Raw genomic sequence first — 6,748 nt, forward strand, 5'->3', positions numbered from 1 at the left:
CCGGCGCCGACGGGCAGCACCTCGAGGGTGCGGGCGTGCGCGTCGAACACCGACCGCAACGCGTCGTGCACGTCGAGCAGTGCCCGCACCGCGCCGGTGAGCGCCTCGACCGTCAGACCCGCGGGGCTCCGCAGCAACCGGGACTGGGCGTACCGCGCGTACGGGCCGCCGCGATCGAGCATGTCGTGCACGATCGGGGTCGCGGGCACCGCACCGAGCGCCGCCGCAGCGTCCACTTCGCCGGTCGCGGTGTCCACCTCGACGACCCGGCGCAGGCCCCCCGCCGTCCGGTGCTCGAACACGTGTCGCGCCGTGAACCGCAATCCGGCCGCACGAGCTTTGGACACCAATTGGATCGACACGATCGAATCGCCTCCGAGCGCGAAGAAGTCGTCGTCGGGACCGACCGCGTCGTGACCGAGGACGTCGGCGACCACCGCACACAACCGGCGTTCGACGTCGTCGGCGGGTTGCCGTCCGGCCGCCGCGGGCGCGAAGACCGGCGCGGGCAGTGCCGTGCGGTCGATCTTGCCGTTGGCGGTGACCGGTAGTGCCTCGAGCGGCACGATCGCCGCGGGCACCATGTGTTCGGGCAGTCGCTCGGCGACGTGCGCGCGCAGTGCGTCGTTGTCGAGGGTGGCGCCGGGATCGCCGACGACGTAACCCACGAGCCGGGTGCGGCCGGGTTCGTCCTCGCGAGCGATCACCGCCGCACTCATCACCGCCGGGTGCGCGGCCAGCACGGACTCGATCTCACCGAGTTCGATGCGGAAGCCGCGGAGTTTGACCTGGTCGTCGCTGCGGCCCAGGTACTCGAGGACCGGATCGGTGCCGGCCCAGCGCACCACGTCGCCGGTCCGGTACAGGCGCGCCCCCGGCCCGCCGAACGGATCGGCGACGAACCGGCCCGCGCTCATCCCCGGCCTGCCCAGGTATCCGCGGGTGACGTGCGGACCACCGACGTACAGTTCGCCGGGCACGCCGGGCGGGACGGGGCGCAGGTATCGGTCCAGCACGTGCGCGCGTCCACCGTCGATGGGAACACCGATGTGCGGTCCGGTCCCGGCGACCACCACCGCACCGGTGGAGTCGACGGTGCATTCGGTGGGACCGTACATGTTGACCGCGTGCAGATCCGGTGTGGCGGCCAGCGTCGTCCACAGTTCCGCCGGTACCGCTTCACCGCCGACGACGACGACGGACGGACGGTGCGCCGCAGCCGGATCGAGGAGGCCGTGGGCGACGAGTTGCGTCATGAGCACGGGCCCGCAGTCGAGCGCGTCGACCCGGTGGTCACGCACATACGACACGATCCCGTCGGCGTCGGCGAGGAGATCCTCGGCGAGAACGTGGACGGTGTGGCCGCCGAGCATCGCCAGCAACGGGTCGATCGACGAGTCGAACGTGAACGTGTAGCTCAACAGCACCGACCGTCGGGTGACCGCGGGGTCACCGACAGTGCGCGCGCGCACGGTCTCCCACAGGTTGACCGCGCCGAGGTGCGGCACCACCACCCCCTTCGGGGCTCCGGTCGACCCGGAGGTGTACACGACGTAGGCGGCGTTGCCGCTCCGGGCAGGTGCCCGCACCTCCGCGTCGCCGAGCGGGGCACCGGAGTACCGTTCGGCGGCGGTGATCGCCGCCGGGTCGAGGACGACGCTGACCGCCGCATCACGCACCATGTAGTCGATGCGTTCATCCGGGTAGTTCGGGTCGACGGCGAGATACGCGCCGCCGGCCTTCCAGACCCCGAGAATCGCGGCGACCACCGCACCGTCACGCGGCAACCTCAGGGCCACAACGGATTCTGCTCCGACATCCCGATCGGTCAGATACCGGGCGATGCGGTTGGACCACCCGTCCAGTTCCGCGAAGGTCACCGATCCGGACGGGGACACCAGCGCGAGCTCGTGCGGTCTGGATGCCACCGACCGCGCGAACAGGTCGTGGAGGGTATCGGGGGCTTCACCGGGCCGGGCCGGGTCGGGGTCGGGGCGACCGGCGCGCAACCGGACACGTTCGTCATCGTCGAGCAGGTCCAGCCGGGACAACCTGCGATCCGGGTCGCCGGTGAGCGCGGCGAACGCACGGCCGACCCGGGCGGCGAGCGCCGAGGCGGTCGCCGCGTCGAACAACTCCCGCGCGTATTCGACACGCACACGCAGACTTCCGTCGGGCGCGTCGATGACATCGAAGGTCAGGTCGAACATCGCGGTGTCGTTGGCGACGAACGACACCGACGGCGCGAGATCGGCGAACGCGGTCAGCGCCGGCGGGGTCTGATATTGGACCAGCACCTGGAACAACGGATGCCGGGCGGCACTGCGCTCGGGGTTGAGTGCCTCGACGACCCGGTCGAAGGACACATCCTGATGCGCGTACGCGGCGATGTCGGTGTTCCGGACCCGGGCGAGCAGTTCGCGGACCGTCGGGTCACCGGACAGATCGGTGCGCAGAACCACCATGTTGACGAAGAATCCGACGAGGTCGTCGAGTTCGGGGGCGGGCCGGCCCGCGGTCGGCGACCCGAGCGCAATGTCCTCACCGGCTCCGCTGTGCGACAACGCGAGTGCGACCGCGGTGTGCACCATCATGAACATCGTGCTGCCGGTGTCGCGGCCGGTGGCACGCGCCGCGTCGGCGAGGCCCGCGGGAATCGGGCATTCGACGCTGCCCCCGGCGTACGACGCGACCGCCGGCCGTGGCCGGTCGGTGGGCAGATCGAGTTCCGCGGGTAGACCCGCGAGTTCGGTACGCCAGAATCCCAGTTGCCGTGCAGCGAGGCTGTTGTCGTCGTCGCTGTCGCCGAGCAACTCACGCTGCCACACCGCGAAGTCGGCGTACTGCACGGGCAGCGGATCCGGTGTGTACGACACACCGCCGGTGTGCGCGGCGTAGAAGCCGCCGAGGTCGCGCATGAGCAACGGCGTCGACAGTTCGTCGCTGGCGATGTGATGGGCGAGCAGCAGCAGCACGCTCTCGTCCGGCCCGATCGTCAGCAACCGCACCCGCAGCGGCACTTCGCGTTCGAGGTCGAATCCGTGCCTGGCCTGTGCCAGCAGTTCGTCCTCGACGGTGTCCTCGGCCGCCGGAACGACAGCGAAGGGCACCTCGGTGCCACCCGGAGTGCCCGGAGCACCGAGGATCCGCTGCATGCCGGCACCCCCGTGGTCGACGAGGACCGTGCGTAGGCTCTCGTGCCGGGTCAGCACGTCACCGACCGCGCGATGCAGCGCGGATTGGTCGACGGATCCGCGCAGCCGCACCGTGACCGGCACGTTGTAGGTGGGGCTCGGCCCTTCCATCCGGAACAGGAACCAGAGTCGCTGCTGTGCAAACGACAGCGGCGCGAGGTCGCCGCGGGGTCGCGGAAGCAGGGGCGGCCTACTGCCGGTACCGTCCGCGTCGCCGCACACCGATGCCAGATCCACGACCGCCGGGTGATCGAACACAGCGCGGATGCTCAACTCCACGCCGAGTTCGTCGCGGATCCGCGCGAGCAGTTTCGCAGCGGACAGGGAATGCCCACCGAGTGCGAAGAAGTCGTCGTCGGCGCCGACGGTGTCGAGGCCGAGAACCCCGGCGTAGATGCCGCACAGTACGCGTTCGAGTTCCGTCTCCGGGGCGCGCGACGATACGAGCGCTGCGAAATCCGGTTCGGGCAGGGCCCGCCGATCGAGCTTGCCGTTGGAAGTCAACGGCATCTCGTCGAGGACCATGACCGCGGCCGGCACCATATAGCGGGGTAGCCATTCGGCGAGCCGGGCCCGCGCGTCGGCGGGTTCCGGCACGCCGTCACCGACGAGATACGCGACGAGCTGGGCGGTTCCGGAGCGGTCACTACGCACGACGGTCGCGGTTCGCAGGACACCGGGCAAGCGAAGCAGCGCGGCATCGACGTCACCGAGTTCGATGCGGAAGCCACGGACTTTGACCTGATTGTCGCCGCGGCCACGGTAGACGATGCGCCCGTCGTCGGTCCACAACCCCCGATCACCGGTGCGGTACAACCTGGCATGGGCACCGTCGGTACCGGCGAACGGATTCGCCACGAACCGCGCCGCGGTGGCGGCCGGTGCGCCCAGGTATCCGCGGACCACACCGGGACCGGACAGGAACACCTCGCCCTCGACACCCGGCGGCACCGGTGCGAGCCCGCCGTCGAGAATGTGGGCACGCAGGTTCGCGACCGGTCGTCCGACGATGGGTTCGTCGGTGTCGCGGACATCCGCGACGAGCGCGTCGACGGTGCATTCGGTGGGCCCGTAGAAGTTGAATGCGGCACCGGACCGTGCCCGCAGCCCCTGCCACAGTCGTCCGGTCACCGCGTCGCCGCCGAATCCGACGGTCGGGACGGTGCCGTCGGCGAACAGTTCGTCGTCGACGATCTGTTCGAGTTGCGCCGGTGACAGTTCGACGAAGTCCCAGTTCTCGCGGCGGGCCCGCTCGGCGAGCAGACCGGAATCGCGCTGGGTGGTCTCGTCGACGATGTGCACGGTGTGGCCTGCAAGCATCCACAGTTGCGGCTGCCAGGACGCATCGAACGCGAACGACCAGGCGTGACCGACGTGCAGGTGCTCGCGGCCGGATTCGTGCGCGGCCCGCGCGTACACCTGATCGCGGTGACTGTGGAACAGATTGACCAGTCCGCGGTGCGGGACGAGCACGCCCTTGGGGCGTCCGGTGGAACCGGAGGTGTGGATGACGTAGGCGATCGAGTCCGGGGTCGTCCGCACACCGCGTTCGGCATCGGTGATCGGTGTCCCCGAAAGCTCTGCCGCTGCCGGATCGTCGATTCGGATCCGTTCCGGCGCATCAGGAATCGAGGCGACCCGTTCGTCGGTTCCGGCGGTGGTGAGCACGCATCGGGGGGCGGCGTCGGCGAGCACGTGGGTCAGCCGTTCGAGAGGCTGGTCGACGTCGAGGGGAACATAGGCCGCGCCGGATTCGAGGACCGCGAAAATTGCGACGAGCGTGTCGACGGTGCGCGGCACCGCGATCGCGATCCGCTGTTCGACGCGGCCGGTACCCCGGTGCGCGATCAGTTTCCGGGCAAGTCCGTTCACCCGCGCCGAGAACTGTGCGAACGTCAGCGTGGTGTCGGCATCGGCGACGGCCGGCCGGTCGGGGGTCGCGGCCACCTGCCGGTGCAGAAGGTCGAGCACGGTCAGGTCGGGGTCGACGGCACACCGTGCCGGTCCGGCCCAGTCCCGCAGGATCCGGTCCTGTTCCTCGTCGGTGAGCACCCGCACCCGCGCGAGCGGGGTGTCGTGTCCGATGTCCGCGACGGTGGTGAACAGTCGTTCGAGACGCGTGGCATGAACCCGCAGATCGTCGTCGGTGTAGACGTCGGCGTCGCCGTCGACGAACACCTCGAGCCCTGCGCTCTGGTCCAGCGGCCGGACCGTGATCATGAAATCCTGGAGTGGTCCGCGCGCGATCGAGTGCACGGCACCGCGGATCTGCCCGAATCGCAGCACGTCGCCGAACGGTTTGACGTTGACGGACGGGCCGATGACACCGCGGGAACCGGTAGGCAGCCGCAGGTCTCGCGCGATGTCCTCGCCGCGATACCGGTAGTGACCGCGGCACGCGGCGATCGCGTCGCGAACCTGGCCGACGAGGACGGACAACGTGTCCGTCGCCGTGGGATGCAGGCGCAGCGGGACGACGTTGACCGCGGACATCGGGACGTTCAGCGCCGCGCTTCCGAGCCGGTTCATGACCGGGAAACCGACGGTGAGGTCGTCGCGGCCGGTGGCGCCGCGCAGGTAGGCGGCGACGAGCGCGGTCACCGCGTCACCCCAGGTTCCCCGGACCGTTCCACCCAGTTCGGTAAGCCCACGCTGATGTCCGGCGTCGAGGGTGAACCGCACCGCGCGCGAACGGCGGGCAATGCCGCCGGGGCCCGGCCTCAAGGTCACCGCCTCCTCGACATCGGTGAGATACCCGGCCCAGAAGTCGCGATCGGCCGCGAACGTTTCGCTGTCGCGATAGGCCTGTTCTTCGCGCACCACCGGGTCGACCGGGGCGAAGCGTCCGGCGGGCGTCGCCGCGCCGGTGACCAGCGCGGTGTAGTGCTCGGCGATGCGCCGGGTGAACAGCCCGAAGCCGTATGCGTCGAGCACGAGGTGGTGGCCGCACAGGTACAGCACGACCCGGTCGTCGTCCAGGCGCAGAACGGCGGCGCGGACGCACAGGTCGGCGACGGGGTCGATGACACGCGCGAGGTCGCGGGTCATCCAGTCGCGGGCCGCCTGCCACGGGTCCGTCTCGGCGCGCAGGTCCACGATCGGCGGCGCGGCGAGGGTGCGGGTGCCCGGGTACTGGACGACCGTACCGTCGGGCAGCGCCTCGAAGCCGGCCACGAGTACTTCGGATTCGTCGGCGGCCAGGCGGATGGCCTGTGCTGCGGAGACGAGGTCGACGTCGCCGCGCAATTCGATGCACTCGGATGTGTTGAAGATCGGATTGTCGGGGGCCAATTGCTGCGCGAACCATACGCCCGACTGGGCTCGCGTGAGCGGAAGAGGCGAGGCAGGCGGGCGTACTGACACGTGTAATCCTCTGTCTGTGCGGTCGATTCTCGTTGAGCCGGAGCGCATCACGCACCACTGCTGCGAGATTTCCGAATCCGGAGAGTACCAAAGGTTAGCCTAACCGTATATGTTCTCTCGTGATCACGTGGCCCCACGCGATCCTCCCGTCACCGCTACCGAGAGGTGTGCATGCAGGCACCGGCCACAAC

General features: G+C 69.8%; 1 protein-coding gene. It reads right to left on the reverse strand.

The window, feature by feature from the left end:
* The coding region (locus WAX14_RS10205) for an amino acid adenylation domain-containing protein (RefSeq protein ID WP_422627968.1) at positions 1-6,557 on the reverse strand (6,557 nt) is incomplete at its 3' end.
* Between the last annotated feature and the right edge of the window lie 191 nt (positions 6,558-6,748).

Source organism: Rhodococcus sp. (in: high G+C Gram-positive bacteria) (assembly GCF_049299235.1).
In the GTDB taxonomy this organism is placed as follows: domain Bacteria; phylum Actinomycetota; class Actinomycetes; order Mycobacteriales; family Mycobacteriaceae; genus Rhodococcus.